Here is a 22221-nt window from a genome sequence, read left to right on the forward strand (position 1 = left end):
AAAAGCGGCACCGCTCCCGCGAAGACAGGAAGAACGATGCCGAAGAAATGCACCGGCCGGGCTTGATGACCGGTGCAGAGCGGAACCGATGCGGTCAGTACTCCAGTTCCGGCGCGCTCGCCTGCGCCGGCTTGTCGTCCTTCGGCGCTTCGGCCACCGTTGCATCCGTCGTCAGGATGAGCCCTGCAATCGATGCCGCATTCTGCAGAGCCGTGCGCGTGACTTTCGTCGGATCGACTACGCCCGCCACGACAAGATCGCCGTATTCGCCGGTGGCCGCGTCGTAGCCGAAGTTGCCCTTGCCTTCGAGCACCTTCGCGATGACCACCGAAGGCTCATCGCCCGCATTTGAGGCGATTACGCGCATGGGCGCTTCGAGTGCGCGCAGCACGATCTGGATGCCAGCGTCCTGATCACTGTTGACGCCTTTCAGGCTCGTCACGGCCGAACGCGCACGCACGAGCGCGACGCCACCACCCGGCACGATGCCTTCCTCGACCGCCGCACGCGTGGCGTGCAGCGCGTCGTCGACGCGGTCCTTCTTCTCCTTCATCTCGACTTCGGTGGCCGCGCCGACCTTGATCACGGCCACGCCGCCAGCGAGCTTCGCGACGCGCTCCTGTAGCTTTTCGCGGTCGTAATCGCTCGTCGCTTCCTCGATCTGCCTGCGGATCGAGTGCACGCGCGCCTCGATGCGCTTTTCGTCACCGGCGCCATCGATGATGATGGTGTCGTCCTTGCGGACCTCGACGCGTTTTGCTGACCCGAGATCCTCGAGCGTGGCCTTCTGCAGCTGCTTGCCGGTCTCTTCCGAGATGACGGTCGCACCCGTGAGGACGGCGATGTCCTCGAGCATCGCCTTGCGACGATCGCCGAAACCGGGCGCCTTGACGGCGGCGACCTTCAGGATGCCGCGCATCGCGTTGACCACAAGCGTGGCCAGCGCTTCACCGTCAATGTCCTCCGCGACGATCAGCAGGGGCTTGCCTGCCTTGGACGTCGCTTCGAGAACCGGGAGCAGGTCCCGGATATTCGAGATCTTCTTGTCGTGCAGCAGGATCAGCGCGTCATCGAGATATGCGGCCTGCCTGTCGGGATCGTTGATGAAGTAGGGGCTCACGTAGCCGCGGTCGAACTGCATGCCTTCGACCACGTCGAGTTCGTTCTCGAGTGACTTGCCGTCCTCGACCGTGATTACGCCTTCCTTGCCGACTCTCTCCATCGCGTCAGCAATGATTTTCCCGATTGCCTCGTCAGCGTTGGCCGAGATGGAACCGACCTGAGCGATTTCGCGGTTCGTCGAAATCGGCCTGGACAGCTTGCGCAGTTCGTCGAGCACGGCGGCGACAGCCTTGTCGATGCCGCGCTTCAGATCCATCGGGTTCATGCCCGCGGCGACGTGTTTCATACCTTCCTGCACGATCGCCTGCGCAAGCACCGTGGCTGTGGTGGTGCCGTCCCCCGCCACGTCGGCGGTTTTCGATGCAACCTGTTTCACCACCTGCGCACCCATGTTCTCGAAGCGGTCCTTCAGTTCGATTTCTTTCGCGACCGACACGCCATCCTTCGTGATGGTCGGCGCGCCGAAGCTGCGCTCGATCAGCACGTTGCGGCCTTTGGGTCCGAGCGTGACCTTCACGGCATCGGCGAGCACGTTCACGCCCTTGACGATGCGGGCGCGGGCGCTGTCATGGAATTTGACGTCTTTGGCACTCATGTTCTTGCTCCGGGTAAAGTCGTTGACTCGACACGTCGCGAACGACCGGGCGGGTGTCCGCGACCGGTCGAAAGTTCAGGCGGCCTTGCGGGCGGCGCTGCCGTCGGCCTCGAGGACACCCATGACGTCCTCCTCGCGCATGACGAGCAGTTCCTCGCCATCGACCTTGACGGTCTGGCCTGCGTACTTTCCAAAGAGAACCTGGTCACCGACCTTCAGCTGGAGCGCGCGCAGCGTTCCATCCTGCAGCAGCCGGCCGCTGCCGACGGCGACGACTTCGCCCTGTTCTGGTTTTTCTGCCGCTGAATCGGGAATCACGATGCCCGAGGCCGTCGTCCGCTGCGTTTCGATTCGCTTGACGATAACCCGGTCGTAGAGGGGACGAATCTGCATTTCCATCTCCTGAGCGATTAAAGGATCACCAATAAGGGAATCCGGCTGCGTGAACGAGGCGCGTGGGAGGCCTCCGTGCAGCCGTGCCAGTGTCTGGCGGAAAGCGAAATAGAGGCGCTGCATTCGAGGTTCAAGAGGGAGCGCGAATCGCAAATGTAACAAAATATTTCAACGCGGCAAGAGGATACGGCCGACGGTCCCAAGGCGGTAGACCGTACGTCCGAGCGCGCGCTTGTGCGCGCTGCGCGGCTGCGGGTGCACGGGGCAGGGCGGCTGACGACCGCCGTCCGCATCGAGGCTGTCGTCGGCTTCATCAAGCGCCCGCCACACGCCACTCTTCACCGGTCGGAAGAGCCAGCGCACGTAGCCGCGTCGCGCGGCCAGTCGCATCAGGCCATCGCGATCACTCGCACCGTCAATGAGTGCCCCGTCGGGCGGGATGTCGCTTCCGTAGTCGCCAAACGCCTGGCGACAGGCGAGCGCTTCGGCACCGCCGGCGCCGATCGTATTGCACCCGCGCCGCACTATGCGCTCGACCTCCCACGCACCGAACTGCCAGGCCGCGTCGAGCAGCATGGCGTCGACAGCTTCCACGCTCTGCCAGGGCGCATCAATCTGGATGGCGGTGCCGGGGACTGGCCGCGCCGGTATCTCCACACCGGGCAGCACGAGCGGCGTCGCGCGCCGGAAACCGTGCCAGTGAAGTATCGCGACGAGCGGCGTATTGACCTGCGCAGCGGCGCTGACGGTGACCGCGAAGAGCGGCAGGCGCACGCTTTCGGCCTGTTCCCGAAGTCTGTCGAAAAGGTCCATGAAGCCTCCCGTGGCTTGTTGCAAGGGCCACTTGAAATTTCCGTTCCATGGGCTATTTTATGCATCGTTCCGGCAGCCGCGCCAAGCGTTGCTGTCATGCAGCCAGACTCCCGTGCGGGATCACTGGCGCTTGCGGCTACACAGTCCGGTTGCCCTTCCAGAACATTGGGGGAGGATACGATGAGCCCTGATCCGAGAAGGTGGAATCCCTTCAAGTTCCTTCGAGCAGCTTCCCGCAAGTCCGATGCGCAAGGCCGGGAAAGCACGTCGGCGAGCGAAAACGAACGTGCCTCGATGCCCGACATCGCGCGGCTGTTTTCACGCGAACCATGGCGCGCAATGGAGGAATTTTTTCTTGACCCGTTTGCGGGCCGTGGTGCGCTCGACCGGTGGTTTGGCGACTTCAGTTCGTCGCGTTTCCAGCCGCGTATCGACGTTGTCGACGAAGGACCGGTGCTGCGTGTGACTGCCGAGCTGCCCGGAATGGAGCGCGAAGACGTGAAAGTGAGCGTCGAGGACGGCGCGATCGTGCTCCGAGGTGAGAAGAAGCAGGACGTACACAGTGAGGAGAACGGCTGCTACCGGCTGGAGCGTGCCCACGGACGCTTCGTGCGCACGATTCCGATGCCCGAATATGCCGATCCCGGCCGCGCTCTGGCGAAGTTCGACAATGGCCTTCTCACGTTGACGATTCCGAAAATGGAACCAGCGCCGTCCGCGCACCGGACGATCGATATCGGTTAGGGCAAGCACACGAAAGCGCTGTGACGGCGACGGTAGAAGTCGACCGGGTCGTTAGCTCAGCTGGTAGAGCAGCGGACTTTTAATCCGTTGGTCACTGGTTCGAATCCAGTACGGCCCACATCCAACCGGGGGTTGTGCGCCGCAGCGGCGTGCGCAAACTCGCGCCGGTCCCTGAAGCCTCTCGCTATCGTCCATGAGACTTCGCTCGTGACATGCTGCGGGGCCTCTTGAAATTTCCGTTCCATGCGCTATTTTGTTCATCGCTCAGGCAGTCGCGACAAGCGCTGCGTGTTTCGATTTGTTTGTCGGCGGGGTTTCCCACGGACAGGCGGACTGGAGCGCGTGGTTCCATTCGTCCTCCGTGTCGGCCCCGGTTTTCCAGGAGCCAGTCATGAGCGATCCCTTCTTCAGCACCGATCTGCTGGGCGAATTCGACCGCCTGCAACGGCAGATGGCCAGCCTCTTTCCAGCCTTTCCCGCAAGCCTGCGCGCCACGCGCAGCGAGACGTTTCCCCTACTCAACATCGGCAGCACCGACAACAGTGTCGAGATCGTAGCGTTTGCGCCGGGGCTCGATCCGGCGGCGATCGACGTCTCGATTGACAAAGGACTGCTGACGATCAGTGGTGAACGCAGGCAGCCCGAGCGGCAAGCGGGGGACGATACGCGCGTGTATGCCAGCGAACGCTTCATGGGCGCGTTCCGGCGCGTGATCGAGCTGCCCCGGCACGCGGATCCCGGGAACGTCAATGCGCGCTATGCAAATGGTTGCCTGACCATCAGCATCGGACGTTCCGAGGCGTCGAAGCCGCGCGCGGTCACCGTGCAGTGAGCACGGTGCGAGCCAGGAGATCACGGAGGACATCATGAACGACAGCATTGAACTGACCACCGGTGCGGCGCGCAACGACGTCGCCGACCGTGAGCGCGGCGGACCCGCGAAGCAGCCCACCCGCCTCACGCCCGCCGTCGACGTGTTGGAGGACAGCAGGGGCATCACGCTATATGCAGACCTGCCGGGGGTACCGCGCGAGAAGCTCGATGTGCGGGTACAGGACGGCAATCTGACGATCGAGGCCGAGGCGGTGATTCCGACACCATGCGGGCTGAGGCTGCAGCATGGCGAAGTTCGCCACCTGCATTTCCGCCGCGCCTTCGCGCTCAGCCCGGACTTCGACGTTTCGCGCATCGACGCGCAACTGCGCGATGGCGTGCTCATGCTGACGATTCCTCGCCGTGAGGAAGCGAAACCCCGTCGTATCGAGGTGAGCGTTGGCTAGGTACATTGCACAGGAATGTTTCCGGTCGTGCGGCGCGGGCCGCCGGGTCCGCGCCGTTTCGGCACATGCGACCTCAGACAACCATGGACGATACACGCAATCAGAACTGGAAAGGCTTCGCGATCGAAACCAGCGCTATTGCCGTGCGGCACTGCGTACTTCCGCAGGGATCAGGCAGGTACATGGCCATTGTGCGTATCCGGCGCGGCGAGCAGACGGTCGAGGACTGGCACCTGCCGTGCGTCGCACAGCGCTGGGCGAGTGCGGAAGACGCACATCGGGAGACCGTCGAGTACGCCATCCGCGCGATCGATGCGGGACGCTTCGCCGGCACGGAAAGCTTCGCAGAGACGAGGCGACCGGAATCACCCGGGTGAAGCGACGGAGGCTGAATGAGGCGTACATCGTGCTGTCTACCGGCTTGCCACGGCCTCGGGATCGCCGGGCTGCCAACCACCGCCAAGTGCCTTGAAGGCAGCGACGGCTGCGCGCGCCGATTCCGTTTGCGCCTGCACCCGCTCGTCGGATGCGCGCAGTAGATTTTCGTCGGCCTGCAGGACTTCAATCAGGCTGACGACACCTTTTTGATAGGCCGAAAACGAAGCGGCTCGTGCCCGACCAAGTGAGTTCACTCCCTGGGTGAGCACCGCGGCCTGTTCCTCCCGCTTGACGAGCGCTGAAAAGGCGTTTTCCACATCTTCCGTGGCATGCAGTGCGGCGAGCCGATACGCGGCCAACATCTCGGCGTCCTCGCCCCTGGCCTGCGCGATTTGTGCATTGATGCGGCCGAAATCGAACAGACGCCAGCGCAGACCCAACACCCCGGCCGCCTGACTGGCGCCGCCAGTGAACAGATTGCCCGCGGCCATTGACGTTGCGCTCCCGATCAGTCCACTCAGCGAGAATTTCGGGTAATACTCGGCAATGGCCACTCCGATGCGCGCGTTCGACGCAGCCAGGCGACGCTCGGCCACGATCAGGTCGGGTCGGCGCCTGAGCAACTCTCCCGGCGTTCCCGTGTGCGCGATCCGCGGGGCGGGCGGGATGTCCCCAGCATCGACCAGTTCGGCTTGATGCGTGCCGGGCTGTGAGCCCAGCATCACATCCAGTGCGTTCATGGCCGCGTCCAGTGTCGTCTCCAGGACAGGGATGGATGCCTGCACCTGGGCCAGCGCACCCTCAGCCTGGCTTACCTGAAGATCGGCCGCCAGTCCTTTTCCATACAGAAGCTTGATGGTCGAAAGCAGATCCTGTTGCGTTTGCGCCTGCCGCCGGGCCACCTTCAGACGTGCCTGCAATCCGCGAATCGTGATGTAAATATCGGCAGTCTGCGCTGCCACAGCCAGGCGCGTGGCCACCGCGCCGGCTTCCGAAGCCTGATACTCGGCGAGTGCCGCTTCCCGCCCGCGACGCAGGCCACCGAACACATCCAGTTCCCAGCTCGCGCTGAAATTGGCCTCGTAGTCGTTGCCGTAGCGGTCGAATCCGGGCGTTGAATTCAGGACGCGCCCCAAGGGCGTTTCGACAGATTGGTAGACTCGCGCCGCCTGGCCGCTGACATTGCCTGAAGGCAGCAGCGCGGCATTCGCTGCGCCGAGTCCTGCGCGCGCCTGCGAGACGCGCGCGGCGGCCTGCTCGAGGTCCAGGTTCTGTTCCAGCGCGAGCGCGACGAATCGTGTGAGTTGCGGATCGCCGAAACCCGTCCACCACGTGACGAGGTCAGAACTGGCCACCGTGTGCCGTTGATCCACTGCGTCCTGGCCCTGGAACTGCCCGGGCATGGCTACACTGGGCCGGACGTAATCAGGGCCCACGGCGCAGGCTGTCGAGAGGCCGGCAACGATGATCGCGGCGAGCATGTGATTGGGTAGCATGAGCGTCTTCGCAGGGTTACTGTGGTGACCATAATACCAAACGGTCACTGGTTGTCTATTGTTGTATGCTTATCCCCATGAAAAACGCCACCACTCCTCCCATCACGACTCGCGGCCCCGCTGACCACGAAGTACGAGATCAGATCGTTGCCGCCGCCACCGAGCACTTCAGCCGGTATGGCTACGAGAAAACGACAGTCTCCGATCTCGCCAGGGCGATCGGGTTTTCCAAGGCCTACATCTACAAGTTTTTCGAGTCCAAGCAAGCCATTGGCGAGATGATTTGTGCGAACTGCCTGCACGAGATCGAAACCGAGGTCAGGGCGGCCATCGCCCAGACCGATCTGCCGCCGGAGAAGTTGCGGCGAATGTTCAGCGTCTTCACCGAGGCGAGCCTTCGTCTGTTTTTCCAGGACCGCAAGCTCTACGAGATTGCAGCATCAGCGGCCACGGAGAACTGGCAGGCCGTGGTTTCGTATGAGGCGCGCGTCCAGAAGCTGCTTCGGGACATCCTTCAGGAGGGCCGGCAGAGCGGGGACTTCGAGCGCAAAACGCCGCTCGATGAGACCGCGATGGCGATCTATCTGGTCATGCGCCCCTACCTGAACCCGATGCTCCTGCAGTACAGCTTCGATTACACGAAGGTCGCGCCCGCGCAACTGTCCAGCCTCGTGCTCCGCAGTCTGTCGCCTTGAGGGAAATTTCGTTTGTGACCATTGACTAAATTGGTCACAAGAACCACAATGAAAGCCCCGATTCCTCCATCTATGGGACTTTCATGCTTCGGCGTCGCCTCGCTACCTCTGCAGTCGTCTATGCACTGCCACTTGCGCTAGCCGCCTGCGGCGACAAAGCGCCTTCCGATCCGCGCACCGAGACGCCCCTGGTGCGCACCGCCATCGCCGAGGCCGCGATTCCCGCGTCCCGTTCGTTTACCGGAACCGTCGCCGCACGTGTGCAAAGCGACCTGGGATTTCGCGTCTCCGGCAAGGTGCTGGAGCGGCTGGTGGATGCCGGGCAAACCGTCAAACGCGGCCAGCTGCTGATGCGCGTCGACCCCATCGACCTCAAGCTTGCCGCGCAGGCCCGGCAGGAGGCGGTCACCGCTGCACGGGCACGGGCGCAGCAGACCGCGCACGATGAGGAGCGCTATCGCGACCTGCGCGGCACGGGTGCGATCTCGGCTTCGGCCTACGACCAGGCCAAGGCGGCCGCCGATGCAGCCAGGGCGCAGCTCAGCGCGGCCGAGGCTGACGCCGACGTGGCGCGCAACGCGACGGGCTATGCCGAGCTGGTGGCGGACGGGGATGGCGTCGTGATGGAAACGCTCGCCGAGCCGGGTCAGGTCGTCAGCGCCGGACAACCCGTGGTGCGCCTGGCCCACGCCGGGCGCCGCGAGGCTGTCATCCAGCTACCGGAAACCCTGCGCCCCGCCATCGGTTCGGTCGCCCAGGCCACCCTGTTCGGCAACAGCGGCGTGAGCGTGCCAGCCACGCTGCGCCAGCTCTCGGATACGGCGGATCCGCGTACCCGCACCTTCGAAGCGCGTTATGTCCTGCAGGGTGCGCTGGCCGACGCGCCGCTGGGCGCCACCGTCACGATCGAGATACCGGACGCACGCGTGGCGCTCCAGGGCGGCTTGCAGGTGCCGATCGGCGCGCTGCTCGACGCGGGCAAAGGGCCCGGCGTATGGGTCGTCAACGGCGAGCCGGCCAGGGTTGCATGGCGGCCGGTCACGGTCCTTCACCTGGACGACGACAGCGCTCGCGTCTCCGGTACGTTGAAACAGGGCGAGCGCGTCGTCGCGCTAGGTGCCCAGTTGCTGCGCGAAGGCGAACAGGTCCGGATGTCCGGCCAGGCCGTCGTAGTGGCGAACCAGGGAGCACGTCCGTGAGCGAAGGCCGATTCAACCTGTCGGCGCTCGCCGTGCGCGAGCGCTCCATCACCCTGTTCCTGATCTGCCTGATCTCGCTGGCCGGACTCCTGTCCTTCTTCAAGCTGGGTCGCGCCGAAGACCCGGCGTTCACCATCAAGGTGATGACCATCGTCACCGCGTGGCCTGGCGCCACCGCACAGGAGATGCACGATCAGGTCGCGGAGAAAATCGAAAAGCGCATGCAGGAGCTGCGCTGGTACGACCGGACCGAGACCTACACGCGGCCCGGCCTGGCCTTCACAACGCTGACGTTGCTCGACAGCACCCCGCCGTCGGAGGTGCAGGAGGAGTTTTACCAGGCGCGGAAAAAAATCGGCGACGAAGCCGCCAACCTTCCGGCGGGCGTGATCGGGCCGATGGTCAACGACGAATACGCGGACGTCACCTTCGCACTCTTTGCGCTGAAGGCCGGGGGCGAACCGCAACGCCGGCTCGTGCGCGACGCCGAGTCGCTGCGCCAGCGGTTGCTGCACGTGCCGGGCGTGAAGAAGGTCGACATCATCGGCGAGCAGGCCGAGCGCATCTACGTCCAGTTCTCACATGATCGGCTGGCAACGCTCGGTGTCGGCCCGCAGGACGTGTTCGCCGCGCTCAATGGCCAGAACGCCCTGACGCCAGCCGGCTCCGTGGAGACCAAAGGACCGGAAGTGTTGATTCGCCTGGACGGCGCCTTTGACAAGCTGCAGAAGATCCGCGATACGCCCGTCGTCGTGCAAGGTCGCACGCTGAAGCTGTCGGACATCGCCACCGTCGAGCGCGGTTATGAAGATCCTGCGACCTTCATGATCCGCAACAACGGCGAACCGGCCTTGCTGCTCGGCATCGTCATGCGCGACGGCTGGAACGGGCTCGATCTCGGCAAGGCACTGGACAGCGAGGTCGGCGCAATCAACGCCGGGCTGCCGCTGGGAATGAGCCTGACCAAGGTCACGGATCAGGCCGTCAACATTCATTCGGCGGTCGACGAGTTCATGCTCAAGTTTTTCGCCGCTTTGCTGGTGGTCATGCTCGTGAGTTTCGTGAGCATGGGCTGGCGCGCGGGCCTGGTGGTGGCCGCCGCCGTGCCGTTGACGCTGGCCATCGTGTTCGTGGTCATGGCCGCGACAGGCAAGAACTTCGACCGCATTACCCTGGGATCGTTGATCCTGGCGCTGGGCCTGCTCGTCGACGACGCGATCATCGCCATCGAAATGATGGTGGTGAAGATGGAAGAAGGCTATAGCCGCGTGGCCGCCTCCGCCTATGCCTGGAGCCACACCGCCGCGCCGATGCTCTCGGGCACGCTGGTGACGGCGGTCGGCTTCATGCCCAACGGCTTCGCACGGTCCACCGCGGGCGAATACACGAGCAACATGTTCTGGATCGTCGGCATCGCGCTGATCGCATCCTGGGTCGTCGCTGTGGTCTTCACGCCGTACCTCGGCGTGAAGATGCTGCCCGACTTCAAACAGGTCGAAGGCGGCCACGACGCGATCTACGACACGCCCCGCTACAACCGCTTCCGTCAGCTGCTCACGCGTGTCATCGCGCACAAATGGCTGGTCGCCGGTTCGGTCGTTGGCCTCTTCGCCCTGGCCATCCTCGGTATGGGCGTTGTCAAGAAGCAGTTCTTCCCGATCTCCGACCGTCCTGAAGTGCTGGTCGAGGTGCAGATGCCCTATGGCACCTCCATTTCCCAAACCAGCGCCGCGACCGAAAAGGTGGAGGCGTGGCTGGCAAAACAGAGGGAAGCCAAAATCGTCACGGCTTATGTCGGGCAAGGTGCGCCGCGCTTTTACCTGGCCATGGGGCCGGAGCTGCCCGATCCGTCGTTCGCCAAGATCGTGGTCCGCACGGACAGCCAGGACGAGCGCGACGCGTTGAAGCAGCGACTGCGTAAGGCCATCGCCGACGGTCTCGCCCCGGAAGCGCGCGTGCGGGTCACGCAACTCGTGTTCGGGCCGTATTCGCCGTTTCCCGTCGCCTATCGCGTCACCGGTCCGGACCCGGACAAGCTGCGCGCAATCGCGGCTGAAGTTCAGCAGGTGATGCAGGCCAGTCCGATGATGCGCACGGTCAACACCGACTGGGGCACGCGCTCGCCCACGCTGCACTTCACGCTGCAGCAGGACCGTCTGCAGGCGGTGGGGCTCACCTCCAGCGCCGTCGCGCAACAACTGCAGTTCCTGCTCACCGGCGTGCCCGTCACCGCCGTGCGTGAGGATATTCGAAGCGTGCAGGTCATCGCGCGTTCGGCCGGCGATGTGCGTCTCGACCCGGCCCGGCTCGGCGACTTCACGCTGGCCGGGGCCAACGGGCAGCGCATTCCGCTGTCGCAGGTGGGCAAGGTCGACGTGCGCATGGAGGAGCCGGTCATGCGCTGGCGCGACCGCGTGCCGACGATCACGGTACGCGGCGACATTGCCGACAACCTGCAGCCACCGGACGTCTCGACGGCCATCACGCGGCAGCTTCAGCCGATCATCGCGAAGCTGCCCGGCGGCTATCGCATCGAGCAGGCGGGCTCCATCGAGGAATCGGGCAAGGCGACGACCGCCATGTTGCCGCTGTTCCCGATCATGCTGGCGATCACGCTGGTCATCATCATTTTCCAGGTTCGCTCGATTTCCGCGATGGTGATGGTGTTCATGACGAGCCCGCTCGGCCTGATCGGCGTGGTGCCGACGTTGATCCTGTTCCGGCAGCCGTTCGGCATCAACGCGCTGGTCGGCCTCATCGCGCTGTCGGGCATCCTGATGCGCAACACGCTGATCCTGATCGGGCAGATTCATCAGAACGAACATGCCGGGCTGGATCCGTTCCATGCGGTTGTCGAAGCCACCGTGCAGCGCGCCCGCCCGGTGATCCTGACGGCCATGGCGGCGATCCTCGCCTTCATCCCGCTGACCCACTCGGTGTTCTGGGGAACGCTCGCCTACACGCTGATCGGCGGTACGTTCGCCGGGACGATTCTCACGCTGGTGTTCCTGCCGGCGATGTATTCCATCTGGTTCAAGATCCGCCCCGGCACTTCCGCGGGTTCGCACAAGAGCCGGGATAACCAGTCATCGCATTCAGAACCGGTGACACAGGATGCGCTCGACGCGCGCACTTAAAACATCATCAATTTCACCTGAGGGGAGCTGTTCATGTCGAAATCCACCGTTGTCGTTGTGACCGGGGTGTCATCGGGTATCGGACGCGCCACCGCCGAGAAGTTTGCCGGCCGGGGTTGCCGCGTATTGGGTACCGTGCGCAGCATCGCAACAGCGGTGCCTATCTCCGGCGTCGAGCTCGTCGAGATGGACGTTCGCGACGATGCATCGGTCCGGGCCGCAATCCAGTCCGTCATCGAACTCGCCGGGCGAATCGATGTGCTCGTCAATAATGCGGGAATGAGCCTGATCGGTGCCGTGGAGGAAACTTCGGCTGCCGAAGCCGTGTCGCTGTTCGATACCAATGTATTCAGCATTCTACGCACGACGCAGGCGGTACTCCCTCACATGCGGGAACAGCGTGGCGGAAGGATCGTCAATGTCAGTTCGGTGCTTGGCTTCCTTCCCGCCCCCTACATGGGTCTCTATTCGGCGTCCAAGCATGCCGTCGAAGGGCTGACCGAGACCCTGGACCATGAGGTGCGCCAGTTCGGCATACGCGCAACGCTGGTCGAACCGTCCTTTACCAGGACCAACCTGGACACCAACGCCCCTCTGGCAAGCTCGAAAATCGCCGCCTATGATCGCGAGCGTAGCCTTGCATCGAGCGCAGTCGTCAAGAGTGTCAAAGGCGCCCCCGCGCCCGACGGCGTAGCGAACACGATTGTCGAAGCGGCGCTTGGGAGCTGGCGCATGCGTCGCACACCGGCGGGTGAGGCCTCTCTGTTGAGAAAATTGCGACGCTTTATGCCCGCGGGCCCCGTCGATTCAAGCTTGAGGAAAACGTTTGGACTCCTGTGAAGCCGTACCATCAGCCAGCCCGAGTTCCTGCGCTTTCCGCAATGCCGGGATGGGTGACGTTTGATTGATCGGAACGTTTGCGAACCTCGCGACGCATGTTGGACAAGCTGCCCGTTCGCCGCGACGCCCGAAGCCATGTGAGGCGCATCCTTGCGAGTCAATAGGCGCGCAATCAGTGCCATATGAACAGTGCGGCGATCGATGCGACAAGCAGCAATACGCCGAGAAGCAGCCACCTGTTGGGTGTCACGAGTGGCACCCCCGTCGTCGGTCCGGAAGTCGTGAGAGCGCCACCTTAGACGGAGGGTGGATGCAGGCGTGAGCGAAGTGCACGACTCCCGGTACGCTCGACGTGGGCCGCATGAGCGGTTTCCTTGGGTGGACACCATTCCATCGTGCCAGATATCCCAACATATGGGAATATTGTTCTGGCGTGAGAGTGCCTCTCAGGACTGGCACCTGCAGACCCAGTTTGCATCTCGTCTGGCTGACGTGACGGAGCTGTCGCTCGCATAGTCTCGCAGCGCTTGCACGACGTGACCTGGTGCTTGTGTTCCCGTTCACATGCCACCCGGTTGATCCAGGATCACGGCATGCGCGTTCGCTTTCGTTGGGGCGCCCCGCCTTCGAACTGGTGCAAACTGTGTGTCGCGATGCCGCCAAACGGGCCGGGGTGGCGCGTGCGGCGCAACCCGAGCGTCGGCCTTGATGACAGTTTTCTCTCGCCGGGTTTCCTGTGCCGCATCCTTTACGTAGCCGTGCAGCGAACTCCGTCCCGGCACGGCGATGAAATCAGGGCGCGTGGGCGGCGCGTCGACGAAATGCAACGGATCGACTTGCCGACAGCATGCAAAATGGCGAAGGTGCCATTTCGACTGTCGTCGCGAAGCGCGGCGGGCTCCGCCGCGCTTCAGGCAGTGCGGGGACGTCATTCGTGCAAAAGAGGGGACCAGCATGGCCGAATCGCACAAGCTGACCGTAGTCTGGGAGACGACAGACTGGGCGGCCCGATGGATTGACTCAACTTCCGACTATGCGATTTTTGCGCTGACGACCGACGGACGCGTTGCGAGCTGGAACCCCGGCGGCGAGTCGGTCTACGGATATGCCCCCGAGGAAATTCTGGGGCGTCCACTATCCATCTTCTATACGGACGAGGACCGTCGCGACGGTGTACCCGAGGATGTACTGCGCGAGACACGGGAAACCGGTCGCAGCGAAGCCGAAGGCTGGCGCTCGCGCAAGGACGGGAGTCTCTTCTGGGCAAGTGTGATTCTCACGGCACTGCACGATCCTGCCGGGCAACTGCTTGGTTACGGCAAGATTGTGCGCGACATGAGCGACAAGAAGCGGGCGCACGACGCGGTGGTCGAAAGCGAGCGGCGATTCCGGATGCTGGTAGACGGCGTCACGGACTATTCCATATTCATGCTGTCGCCCGATGGGCGCGTTACAAACTGGAACCAGGGTGCACGGCGAATCAAGGGCTATGCGGCACCTGAAATCATCGGCTCCCATTTTTCGCGTTTTTATACGCCCGAGGATGCCGCGGCAGGGCTGCCGCAGCGCGGGCTCGAAACGGCCGCGCGCGAGGGTCGCTTCGAATCCGAGGGCTGGCGCGTGCGCAAGGACGGCAGCCGCTTCTGGGCGCATGTGGTCATCGATGCGATTCGCGACAACGACGGTGCGCTGGCCGGTTTCGCGAAAATCACGCGGGATGTTACCGAGCAGCGCGAGACGGAACGCGCGCTCGACGAAACGCGCATGGCGCTGTACCAGTCGCAGAAAATGGAGGCGATTGGCAAGCTCACTGGCGGTGTCGCGCATGACTTCAACAACGTGCTGCAGGTCGTGCGCGGGAATCTCGAGCTGATCGAGAGCAGGCTCAGTCGCGACAGCCAGATACAGGAGCGCCTCGACAAGGCGATCGACGCCGTAGAGCGCGGGGCCAAGCTCGCTTCGCAATTGCTCGCGTTCGGGCGGCGGCAGCCGTTACAGCCGGTTGTCATCAATCTGGCAACGGCACTGCGCAACATGGACGACATGCTGCGCCGCGCGCTCGACGAAACCATCCAGGTCGAAACCGTCGTGGCCGGTGGTCTGTGGAACACCTATGCGGACGTCCATCAACTCGAAAACGTCATTCTGAATCTTGCGATCAACGCCCGCGACGCGATGCCCGACGGCGGGAGGCTGACGCTCGAACTCGGCAACACAATGCTCGATGACCGTTATGTGGCCGGACTGCAGGACGTTCCAGCGGGACAATACGTTCTGCTGGCAGTGACGGACACGGGAGTGGGAATGTCCCCCGACATACTCGCGCGGGCGATTGACCCGTTTTTCACGACAAAGCCGGAAGGCTACGGAACAGGCCTGGGTCTGAGCATGGTCTACGGCTTCGTCAAGCAGAGCGGCGGCCATTTGCGACTCTATAGCGAAGTCGGCCAAGGCACTACCGTCAAGGTGTATTTGCCGCGCTCGACGGGGAGTGCGATCGAGCGTCCGTCGCCCGTCAGCACACCGCTGCGCGGTGGCAGGGAAACCGTGCTCGTCGTGGAAGACGATGCGAAGCTGCAATCGACCGTTGTCGACATGTTGGGCGGCCTTGGCTACACGGTGCTCAAGGCTGACGACCCACAACAGGCGCTGGCCATCATCCGTAGCGGCGTGCATATCGACCTGCTTTTTACGGACGTCGTGATGCCGGGTCCGCTGAAGAGTCCGGACATGGCGCGGCAGGCTTGCGAGACGCTGCCTCAGCTAAAGGTGCTGTTCACCTCCGGGTACACACAGAACGCCATCGTGCATGGCGGGCGGCTGGACGAGGGCGTTGAACTCCTCAGCAAGCCGTACAGCCGCGACCAGCTCGCGCGGAAGATCCGCCGCCTGCTTGGCTCGCCCGGCATCGATCTCGAAGTGGTCGAGGAAGGCGAGCGCGAACAAGGGTTGGCCCCCGGCTCATTGCGCGTACTGGTGGTCGACGACGACGCGGGCTCGGCCGATGCCGTGGGCGCGCTGCTCGAAATGCTTGGACATTGCCCTCAGTTGCACAGATCGGCCGAGAGCGCCGACGAGGCACTGCGCAAGCAGGAGTTCGACGTATTGCTGACGGACATCTCGTTGCCTGGCATGTCAGGCGTGGATTTCGCCCTGAAAGCCGTGCGCGAACGGCCCCATATTCGCGTGATATTTGGATCGGGCTCGAGCGTTCCCCCAACCGGCCAGCTGCCTTTTTCATGGCGCGAACTGCGCAAGCCCTATACGGCTGACGACCTGCGCGGGGCACTTTCCTGACGTTTCACCCACTCTCGCGGCACTGCAACGTTGTCCACTAGCCGGGAATGAACATGCCCACGGCCGCAGCCGCCATGAATGCCGTTGCGATCCAGCCGCCCGCTTTCAGCAGCCCGGATATCGCGAACTTGCCCATCACGCGCCGGTTGGTACCCATCAGCATGACCACGACCATGACAGGCACGGCCGCCAGTCCGTTGACGACGGCACTCCAGTACAGCGCCTTGACCGGATCGAGGTGGCAGAACGTGATGGCGGTGCCGCCGAGGATGGCCAGGGCGATGACGGCATAGAACTCACGCGCAAGAGTGAGATGCAGAGAAAGGCTGCTGCGCCACCGGAACGCGCCAGCAGCCCCGTACGCCGCGGAGCCGGCCAGAACAGGCAGCGCGAGCAGGCCTGTGCCGACAATGCCGGCGGCAAAGATGTATGCCGCCAGATGGCCTGCAACCGGTTCGAGGGCTCTCGCTGCATCGGCAGATGTCTGGATTTTTATGTGATGCGTGTAGAGCGTCGCGGCGGCCGTCAGCATGATGAAGAATCCCACTCCGTTCGAGACGGCCATACCGATCCAGGTGTCAGCCGTGATCCGGTCAATGTGCCGGTAGGCCCGGAACGATGAGATCCATCGCAGCGGCCGCTCGCCAGGCTTCGAGCGCATTTCTTCGACTTCCTGTGACGCCTGCCAGAAGAACAGGTACGGGCTGATGGTGGTACCAAGCACGGCCACAACGGTGGTGAGATACTCGCCAGAAATATTGGCGCGCGGCCAGACCAGTGAGACGGCGACCTTTGTCCAGTCGACCGGGACGACGAACGCGACCGCCACGTAGGCGAACAACGCCAGGGTCAGCCACTTGAGTAGGCGCGCATAGCTCTCATAGGGCAGCGTAATCTGAATGATGGCAGAGAGCACGCCAATGGCAACGACATAGAGATGCTCGGGGCCAGGAACGAGAAGGTGGATCGCCGCGCCCATCGCGGCGAGATCTGCTGCGATGTTGATGGTATTGGCCACGGCCAGCAGCAGCACCAGCACGACGACGAGCCATTTCGGACCGAACGCGCGCATGTTCGAGGCGAGTCCCTTGCCCGTGACGCGGCCGATGCGCGCGCTCGTCATCTGGATGGCGACCATGAGCGGGTAGGACAGCAGAAGCGTCCATAGCAGCGTAAAGCCGAACTGCGCACCCGCTTGCGAGTACGTCCCGATGCCGCTCGGGTCGTCGTCCGCCGCGCCGGTCACCAGGCCGGGGCCGAGGCGCGACAGCCACGAGCGTTCCGTGCGATCGGTGACCGCGGCCTCGGGCTCGAGATGGTCCTGTTCCAGATCCTTTTCGTCCGGCACGGCGCAGCTCTCCTTTCGAAGCCGCAGCCTGCGGCATAGCCCCGTTCCGCAACTTCCGTGCCGAATCCCGACTGCCGCTTCGGCGCGTCTGGCACGGTCCTTGCGCGCCGGGGTTCAGGCCGCGCCAGCGGCCGTGTGCAGCCGGTGTTGCGCTGAGGGAGAAGTCGTGAAAAAAGCATCGCTAAAAGGTGTCCCGACTCCGGAGGAGCGGGCGCCCCGCCTGGCGGATCTACGCATGCGCAAGATGGCGCGATCAGCGCATGCGTATGTACGCGGCAGCGCGGACCGCTTTTATGCGTGGCTCGACAGCCAGGCATCCGGGACGTTGCCTGACGGGCCTCCCGTATGGATTTGCGGCGACTGCCACCTCGGCAATCTCGGCCCGCTGGCCGATGCCTCAGGGCGGGTGGCAGTCCAGATCCGGGACCTGGATCAAAGCGTCATCGGCAACCCGGTGCACGATCTCCTGCGCCTGGGACTGTCGTTGACCACCGCCGCCCGTAGCGCGGATCTGCCCGGCGTGATCACCAGCCGTATGGCTGAAGCGCTTATCGACGGATACGAACAGGCGTTCGACGACGCACGCACGGACGAGACGAAACGCGCGGAACGGCCGACAGTCGTCAGGGTTGCGATGAAGCAGGCGCTGCACCGCTCGTGGCGCAAGCTGGACCGGCAGACGATTGACGGCGTCGCGCCTCGCATACCACTTGGCAAACGTTTTTGGCCCCTGTCCGAAGAGGAATCGCAGGCGGTGCGCACGCTGTTCGAATCGCAGTCAGGGCTTGCGGTACGGGAAGCGCTGGGCCGCGCTGTGCGGGGCGGCGGGAAAATAGACGTCCTTGACGCTGCCTTCTGGGTAAAGGGATGCAGCTCCCTCGGGCGGCGGCGTTATGCCGTGCTGCTCGATATCGACGGCACGTGTTCTCCAGGAGGGCCGCCCTGTCTTGTCGACATCAAGCAGGCCGCCGCCGCCGCGGCGCCTCGCCACGCCGGCGCCACGATGCCGCGCGACAACGCAAAGCGGGTGGCGGAGGGTGCCAGACACGTCTCGCCGCTGCTTGGAGACCGCATGCTCGCCGCCCGTCTGGATGGCTGCGCGGTTGTGATCCGCGAGCTCATGCCACAGGATCTCAAAATCGACGCAGACCGGCTCACGGAAGCCGACGCAGTGAAAGCTGCACACTTCCTGGCGCTGGTGGTCGGGCAGGCGCACGCGGGACAGATGGATGCCCCGACCCGCCGGAACTGGCTGCATGAACTGCAGGCGAGGCGGCCCGGATCGCCGGGCGCGCCATCGTGGCTTTGGCGCAGCATGGTTGAACTGGCTGTCGCCCACGAAGCGGAGTATCTCGAGCATTGCCGGCGCTACGCGCTTCGTCGGGGCGCCGGCAAGCGGTGATGCCGCGAGACAGCTGGCCGTGCCGCCCCCGTTTGGCGTCGATTGACGAGCCGCGCAGAGAAGCGGCGAGCGCGCCGTTTCCGTCCAGAACCCCTCCCTCAGGAATGGCCGTTGCGTGAAGCGCATCACCCAAACCACGGAGGTGATCATGAGCCAGAGAAAGACGGTAGACGACCTGTTCGTCCATATGCTGTCGGACATCTACAGCGCAGAAAAGCAACTGACCCGCGCCCTCGGAAAGCTCGCGCGTACGGTCAGCGATCCTGAGCTTTCAGGCGCTTTCAAGACGCATCTGGAAGAAACGCACGGCCAGGTCGAGCGCATCGACAAGGCGGTTGAATCCACCGGATTGCGACTGAAGCGCATGAAATGCGTCGCGATGGAAGGCCTGATTGAGGAAGCCGACGAACTGATCGAGGAAATCGAAAAGGGCCCGGTCCTCGATGCGGGCCTCATCGCGGCGGCACAGAAGGTGGAGCACTATGAGATAGCGGCATACGGCAGCCTCTGTGCGCTGGGCAAGCTTCTCGGTCACGACGAGGCGGTGAAGCTGCTCAAGGAAACGCTTGAGGAAGAAAAGGCTACCGATCTGAAGCTCTCGAAGTTTGCCGAGTCGGCGGGCAACGCGAAGGCGGCGGGTAAGGGGTGAGCGACCCGGCAGCGGCGCCTGCTTCGTGCGGCAACGACTGATTAGCAATGCGTAATTTTTTCGGTCATACCGGGAGATCCTGATGTTCATGCACAACAGGAAACTGCAGTACACCGTCCGCGTCGACGTGACCAATCCTGGTCTCGCCAACCTGCTGCTCGAGCAGTTCGGCGGGCCGCAGGGGGAACTGGCCGCTGCGATGCGCTATTTCACCCAGGCGGTTGCCGAGGAAGATCCCGGCCGCAAGGACATGCTCTTCGATATTGCCACGGAGGAACTCAGCCATCTGGAAATCATCGGGTCGATCGTCGCCATGCTCAACAAGGGTGCGAAGGGCGAGCTTGCCGAAGCCGTAGATGAGCAGGCTGAGCTTTACCGCAAGCTCAACGGCGCTGGCAACGACAGCCACGTCACGCAGGTCCTGTTCGGTGGCGGGCCGCCGCTGGTCAACTCCGCAGGCGTGCCCTGGAACGCAGGTTACATCGACACCATCGGTGAACCGACGGCAGACCTGCGCTCGAATATCGCGGCGGAAGCACGGGCAAAGATCGTGTATGAACGGCTGATCAATGTCACGGACGATCCTGGTATCCGTGACGCCCTGGGCTTCCTGATGACGCGCGAGGTCTCGCACCAGAAGTCATTCGAGAAGGCCCTGTATGCGATACAGGGCAACTTCCCGCCGGGAAAGCGTCCGCCCGTCGCCGAATTCGCCAACGTCTACTACAAGATGTCGCACGGAGGCGAAACGATCGCCGCGCCATGGAACAGCGGCAACGGCCTGGAGATGCGCCAGGGTGAACCGGCGGTTGATGGCGGCGACGGCAACGCGTGGGTCAACCTGGACGAGAGCCAGCAGGCCGCGCTGAAAGCCATGCGCGAGCGACTGAGTTCGGAGACCGCCGTGGACCCGCAGACGGGAGCCGAGCTTGGCGAGGCAGCCATCCGGCCCGAGAGCCCTGTTCAGGTGCCGCCTGAGGGAGACTCAAAATGACCACAGCGCAGAAGCATATTGTCGACTGGCTGCGTGGTGCGTATGCGCCAGCCCCGTCACCCGGCATGTGCCTTGCGGATTGTGACTGCTGCCGCCGCGGACGCCGACTGCCGCGCTTTGCATGGCGCACTCGCTGGCTTTGACTCTGGCGGCGTCGATGTCGCGAGACGACCCCTTGAGTTTCGAATCGATTGGAATGGAGGCAAACATGACGACGAAGTCTAAATTGATAGCAGCGCTGGCTTGTCTTGCGCTTTCCGGTGGCGCATTCGCCGCCGGAGGCGGTGGAGGTGGGGGTAGCGGTGGCGGCAGTGGAGGTGGCAGTGGAGGCGGCACCGGAGGTGGCACCGGAGGAGGCTCTGGCGGTGGTGGCGGCACAGGCATGAGCGCGCCCAACTCCGGCGGCTCTACGGCCACGGAATCGAATGCCCAGGGTGGCAACACCATGGGCAATTCTGGCCCGTCGAGCGGGACGATGCACCACCGGAAGACGACCCATCCGAAGGCTACCTCGACGCAGTGAAGTCGTCGTGCCCGGCACGACCGAGTGGGTGCGCGCTCCGACGCTCACAGTGGCGTCGGAACCGTTCGCCCCTCATCCATCGAGTCGCGCGCCGCGTACCAGGCCCCGACTAGTGCGCCGACATTTCCCGGTGCCGGTAGCGCTTGCGAAGGAATGACATGCGTATTGCCCAGATCGCCCCGCTTTATGAATGCGTACCGCCGCAGCGTTACGGTGCCACTGAGCGGATCGTGCATTACCTGACCGAAGCCCTCGTCGAGCGCGGCCACGAGGTGACGCTGTTCGCGAGTGGCGATTCGCAGACTCACGCCACCCTCATCCCCTGCTGCGCGCGGGCCCTATGGCACGACCGGGACGTTACCGACACACTGGTTCACCATGTTGCGCAGCTGGAGCGGGTGGCCGCGCGAGCGCACGAGTTCGACGTCATGCATTTTCACACCGAACCGCTGCATCTGCCGCTGGCGTGCCGACTGAACGTCGCTTCGCTCACGACGCTGCACGGCGTAATCCGCCCGCAAGATCTGGGCGTGCTGCTGGATGTATCGCGGGACGCGGTGCTCGTCGCACTGTCGCAAGCGCAGCGCGAGGGCGCTCCGCACGCGAACTGGCTCTCGACGATCGGGCACGGCTTGCCGTTCGATCTGTTCAGGCCCAGCGCGGTTCACGACGGCTATCTGCTGTGGATGGGCCGCATGATGCCGGGCAAGGGGCCCGACGCGGCCATCGAAATCGCCCGACGATCCGGCAAGCCGTTGAAGATGGCGGCAGCAGTCCATTCGGGAGAGCGCGCCTGGTTCGAGGATCGTATGCGTCCACTGCTCAGGCGACATGCCAGTTGCGTGGAGTATCTCGGGGAAGTGGGCGGCGAGTTGCGCACGATGCTGTTGAGCCGCGCTGAAGCGTTGTTGATGCCGATCACCTGGGACGAGCCGTTTGGACTTGTCATGATCGAGGCACTCGCGAGCGGAACGCCAGTGATTGCCAACCGGCGCGGCGCTGTGCCCGAGGTCCTCCGCAATGGGGTCAGCGGGTTCATCGTCGATGGATTGGAAGCGGCCGTCGATGCGGTAGCACGCTTGCCTTCGCTTTCCCGCGACAGCTGCCGCGCCGAATTCGAGCGACGCTTTACGGCCGAACGCATGTGCGATGACTATCTCGCCGCATACGACACGCTGATCGCGCGACGCGGCGCGATGCATACGGCGCCAGCATGGGTCGGGAGCTGTCTATCGCAAGCGAGTGAGGCGAGCCGAACGAGGCTCGCGTCATAACCGCGATTGGCCGCACGCATGGGAGAGCGGCAGGTTGTCTAT

18 protein-coding genes and 1 tRNA gene are annotated in these 22221 nt (G+C 63.8%); 14 read left to right on the forward strand and 5 right to left on the reverse strand.

What is annotated here, in order from left to right; all coding sequences use genetic code 11:
- Positions 1–94: 94 nt before the first annotated feature.
- The 3 genes from groL to AB3X98_RS03415 all read right to left on the reverse strand — a co-directional run bounded on the left by groL (position 95) and on the right by AB3X98_RS03415 (position 2923).
- The gene (groL, locus tag AB3X98_RS03405) at positions 95–1717 is read right to left on the reverse strand and encodes a chaperonin GroEL (protein WP_368602791.1); all 1623 of its coding nucleotides are present in this window, start codon (positions 1715–1717) and stop codon (positions 95–97) included.
- A 75-nt stretch (positions 1718–1792) separates the two neighbouring features.
- Positions 1793–2110, reverse strand: a complete 318-nt coding sequence (groES, locus tag AB3X98_RS03410) for a co-chaperone GroES (protein ID WP_069263488.1) — start codon at positions 2108–2110, stop codon at positions 1793–1795.
- Between the two features lie 168 nt (positions 2111–2278).
- Positions 2279–2923 (reverse strand): diguanylate cyclase, encoded by a 645-nt coding sequence (locus tag AB3X98_RS03415; RefSeq protein ID WP_368602790.1) that lies wholly within the window; start codon positions 2921–2923, stop codon positions 2279–2281.
- Positions 2924–3103: 180 nt separating this feature from the next.
- On the opposite strand from AB3X98_RS03415, the gene AB3X98_RS03420 reads away from it, so the two are divergent.
- From AB3X98_RS03420 to AB3X98_RS03440, 5 genes are all read left to right on the forward strand, one after another.
- Complete coding sequence (locus AB3X98_RS03420) at positions 3104–3667, forward strand: Hsp20/alpha crystallin family protein (protein ID WP_069263043.1); 564 nt, start codon at positions 3104–3106, stop codon at positions 3665–3667.
- A gap of 45 nt (positions 3668–3712) precedes the next feature.
- Positions 3713–3785 (forward strand) — tRNA-Lys (locus tag AB3X98_RS03425).
- 273 nt (positions 3786–4058) lie between these two features.
- Positions 4059–4499 carry an Hsp20/alpha crystallin family protein gene (locus AB3X98_RS03430; RefSeq protein ID WP_368602789.1) on the forward strand — a complete coding sequence of 147 codons (441 nt, stop codon included), beginning with the start codon at positions 4059–4061 and terminating at the stop codon, positions 4497–4499.
- A gap of 34 nt (positions 4500–4533) precedes the next feature.
- Positions 4534–4947 (forward strand): Hsp20/alpha crystallin family protein, encoded by a 414-nt coding sequence (locus tag AB3X98_RS03435; protein ID WP_368602788.1) that lies wholly within the window; start codon positions 4534–4536, stop codon positions 4945–4947.
- Positions 4948–5030: 83 nt separating this feature from the next.
- The gene (locus tag AB3X98_RS03440) at positions 5031–5324 is read left to right on the forward strand and encodes a DUF6566 family protein (protein ID WP_342949726.1); all 294 of its coding nucleotides are present in this window, start codon (positions 5031–5033) and stop codon (positions 5322–5324) included.
- Between the two features lie 36 nt (positions 5325–5360).
- Here AB3X98_RS03440 and AB3X98_RS03445 read toward each other — a convergent pair whose 3' ends face one another.
- A complete protein-coding gene (locus AB3X98_RS03445) occupies positions 5361–6821 on the reverse strand; it encodes an efflux transporter outer membrane subunit (RefSeq protein WP_368602787.1) in 1461 nt (486 codons plus the stop codon).
- Between the two features lie 77 nt (positions 6822–6898).
- Here AB3X98_RS03445 and AB3X98_RS03450 point away from each other — a divergent pair, with 77 nt between their 5' ends.
- From AB3X98_RS03450 to AB3X98_RS03470, 5 genes are all read left to right on the forward strand, one after another.
- Positions 6899–7516, forward strand: a complete 618-nt coding sequence (locus tag AB3X98_RS03450) for a TetR/AcrR family transcriptional regulator (RefSeq protein ID WP_368602786.1) — start codon at positions 6899–6901, stop codon at positions 7514–7516.
- A gap of 83 nt (positions 7517–7599) precedes the next feature.
- Positions 7600–8715 (forward strand): efflux RND transporter periplasmic adaptor subunit, encoded by a 1116-nt coding sequence (locus AB3X98_RS03455; protein WP_368602785.1) that lies wholly within the window; start codon positions 7600–7602, stop codon positions 8713–8715.
- Positions 8712–11852, forward strand: a complete 3141-nt coding sequence (locus tag AB3X98_RS03460; RefSeq protein ID WP_368602784.1) for an efflux RND transporter permease subunit — start codon at positions 8712–8714, stop codon at positions 11850–11852. The genes AB3X98_RS03455 and AB3X98_RS03460 overlap by 4 nt, the downstream gene beginning before the upstream one ends.
- Before the next feature lie 33 nt (positions 11853–11885).
- Positions 11886–12692, forward strand: a complete 807-nt coding sequence (locus AB3X98_RS03465; protein ID WP_069263051.1) for an oxidoreductase — start codon at positions 11886–11888, stop codon at positions 12690–12692.
- A gap of 954 nt (positions 12693–13646) precedes the next feature.
- Positions 13647–15989, forward strand: a complete 2343-nt coding sequence (locus tag AB3X98_RS03470) for a PAS domain S-box protein (protein WP_368602783.1) — start codon at positions 13647–13649, stop codon at positions 15987–15989.
- A 37-nt stretch (positions 15990–16026) separates the two neighbouring features.
- Here AB3X98_RS03470 and AB3X98_RS03475 read toward each other — a convergent pair whose 3' ends face one another.
- Positions 16027–17319 (reverse strand): Nramp family divalent metal transporter, encoded by a 1293-nt coding sequence (locus tag AB3X98_RS03475; RefSeq protein ID WP_342949799.1) that lies wholly within the window; start codon positions 17317–17319, stop codon positions 16027–16029.
- Between the two features lie 184 nt (positions 17320–17503).
- On the opposite strand from AB3X98_RS03475, the gene AB3X98_RS03480 reads away from it, so the two are divergent.
- The 4 genes from AB3X98_RS03480 (at position 17504) to AB3X98_RS03495 (ending at position 22179) form a co-directional block, all read left to right on the forward strand.
- Entirely contained in the window at positions 17504–18739 is a 1236-nt protein-coding gene (locus AB3X98_RS03480) for a DUF2252 family protein (protein ID WP_368602782.1), read from the forward strand.
- Positions 18740–18887: 148 nt separating this feature from the next.
- Positions 18888–19388: a ferritin-like domain-containing protein gene (locus AB3X98_RS03485; protein ID WP_069263495.1), complete on the forward strand. Its 501-nt coding sequence runs from the start codon at positions 18888–18890 to the stop codon at positions 19386–19388.
- Positions 19389–19470: 82 nt separating this feature from the next.
- Positions 19471–20382 carry a manganese catalase family protein gene (locus AB3X98_RS03490; RefSeq protein WP_069263054.1) on the forward strand — a complete coding sequence of 304 codons (912 nt, stop codon included), beginning with the start codon at positions 19471–19473 and terminating at the stop codon, positions 20380–20382.
- A gap of 681 nt (positions 20383–21063) precedes the next feature.
- Positions 21064–22179, forward strand: a complete 1116-nt coding sequence (locus AB3X98_RS03495) for a glycosyltransferase family 4 protein (RefSeq protein WP_368602781.1) — start codon at positions 21064–21066, stop codon at positions 22177–22179.
- Positions 22180–22221 lie beyond the last annotated feature (42 nt).

The sequence above is a fragment of the Paraburkholderia sp. BR14312 genome (genome assembly GCF_040948675.1).
In the GTDB taxonomy this organism is placed as follows: Bacteria; Pseudomonadota; Gammaproteobacteria; order Burkholderiales; family Burkholderiaceae; genus Paraburkholderia; species Paraburkholderia nodosa_A.

What these genes read in the sequence shown, in the direction of transcription:
- groL (WP_368602791.1), bottom strand. Translation starts at nt 1,717, where the DNA reads ATGAGTGCCAAAGACGTCAAATTCCATGACAGCGCCCGCGCCCGCATC.
- groES (WP_069263488.1), bottom strand. Translation starts at nt 2,110, where the DNA reads ATGCAGATTCGTCCCCTCTACGACCGGGTTATCGTCAAGCGAATCGAA.
- AB3X98_RS03415 (WP_368602790.1), bottom strand. Translation starts at nt 2,923, where the DNA reads ATGGACCTTTTCGACAGACTTCGGGAACAGGCCGAAAGCGTGCGCCTG.
- AB3X98_RS03420 (WP_069263043.1), top strand. Translation starts at nt 3,104, where the DNA reads ATGAGCCCTGATCCGAGAAGGTGGAATCCCTTCAAGTTCCTTCGAGCA.
- AB3X98_RS03430 (WP_368602789.1), top strand. Translation starts at nt 4,059, where the DNA reads ATGAGCGATCCCTTCTTCAGCACCGATCTGCTGGGCGAATTCGACCGC.
- AB3X98_RS03435 (WP_368602788.1), top strand. Translation starts at nt 4,534, where the DNA reads ATGAACGACAGCATTGAACTGACCACCGGTGCGGCGCGCAACGACGTC.
- AB3X98_RS03440 (WP_342949726.1), top strand. Translation starts at nt 5,031, where the DNA reads ATGGACGATACACGCAATCAGAACTGGAAAGGCTTCGCGATCGAAACC.
- AB3X98_RS03445 (WP_368602787.1), bottom strand. Translation starts at nt 6,821, where the DNA reads ATGCTACCCAATCACATGCTCGCCGCGATCATCGTTGCCGGCCTCTCG.
- AB3X98_RS03450 (WP_368602786.1), top strand. Translation starts at nt 6,899, where the DNA reads ATGAAAAACGCCACCACTCCTCCCATCACGACTCGCGGCCCCGCTGAC.
- AB3X98_RS03455 (WP_368602785.1), top strand. Translation starts at nt 7,600, where the DNA reads ATGCTTCGGCGTCGCCTCGCTACCTCTGCAGTCGTCTATGCACTGCCA.
- AB3X98_RS03465 (WP_069263051.1), top strand. Translation starts at nt 11,886, where the DNA reads ATGTCGAAATCCACCGTTGTCGTTGTGACCGGGGTGTCATCGGGTATC.
- AB3X98_RS03470 (WP_368602783.1), top strand. Translation starts at nt 13,647, where the DNA reads ATGGCCGAATCGCACAAGCTGACCGTAGTCTGGGAGACGACAGACTGG.
- AB3X98_RS03485 (WP_069263495.1), top strand. Translation starts at nt 18,888, where the DNA reads ATGAGCCAGAGAAAGACGGTAGACGACCTGTTCGTCCATATGCTGTCG.
- AB3X98_RS03490 (WP_069263054.1), top strand. Translation starts at nt 19,471, where the DNA reads ATGTTCATGCACAACAGGAAACTGCAGTACACCGTCCGCGTCGACGTG.
- AB3X98_RS03495 (WP_368602781.1), top strand. Translation starts at nt 21,064, where the DNA reads ATGCGTATTGCCCAGATCGCCCCGCTTTATGAATGCGTACCGCCGCAG.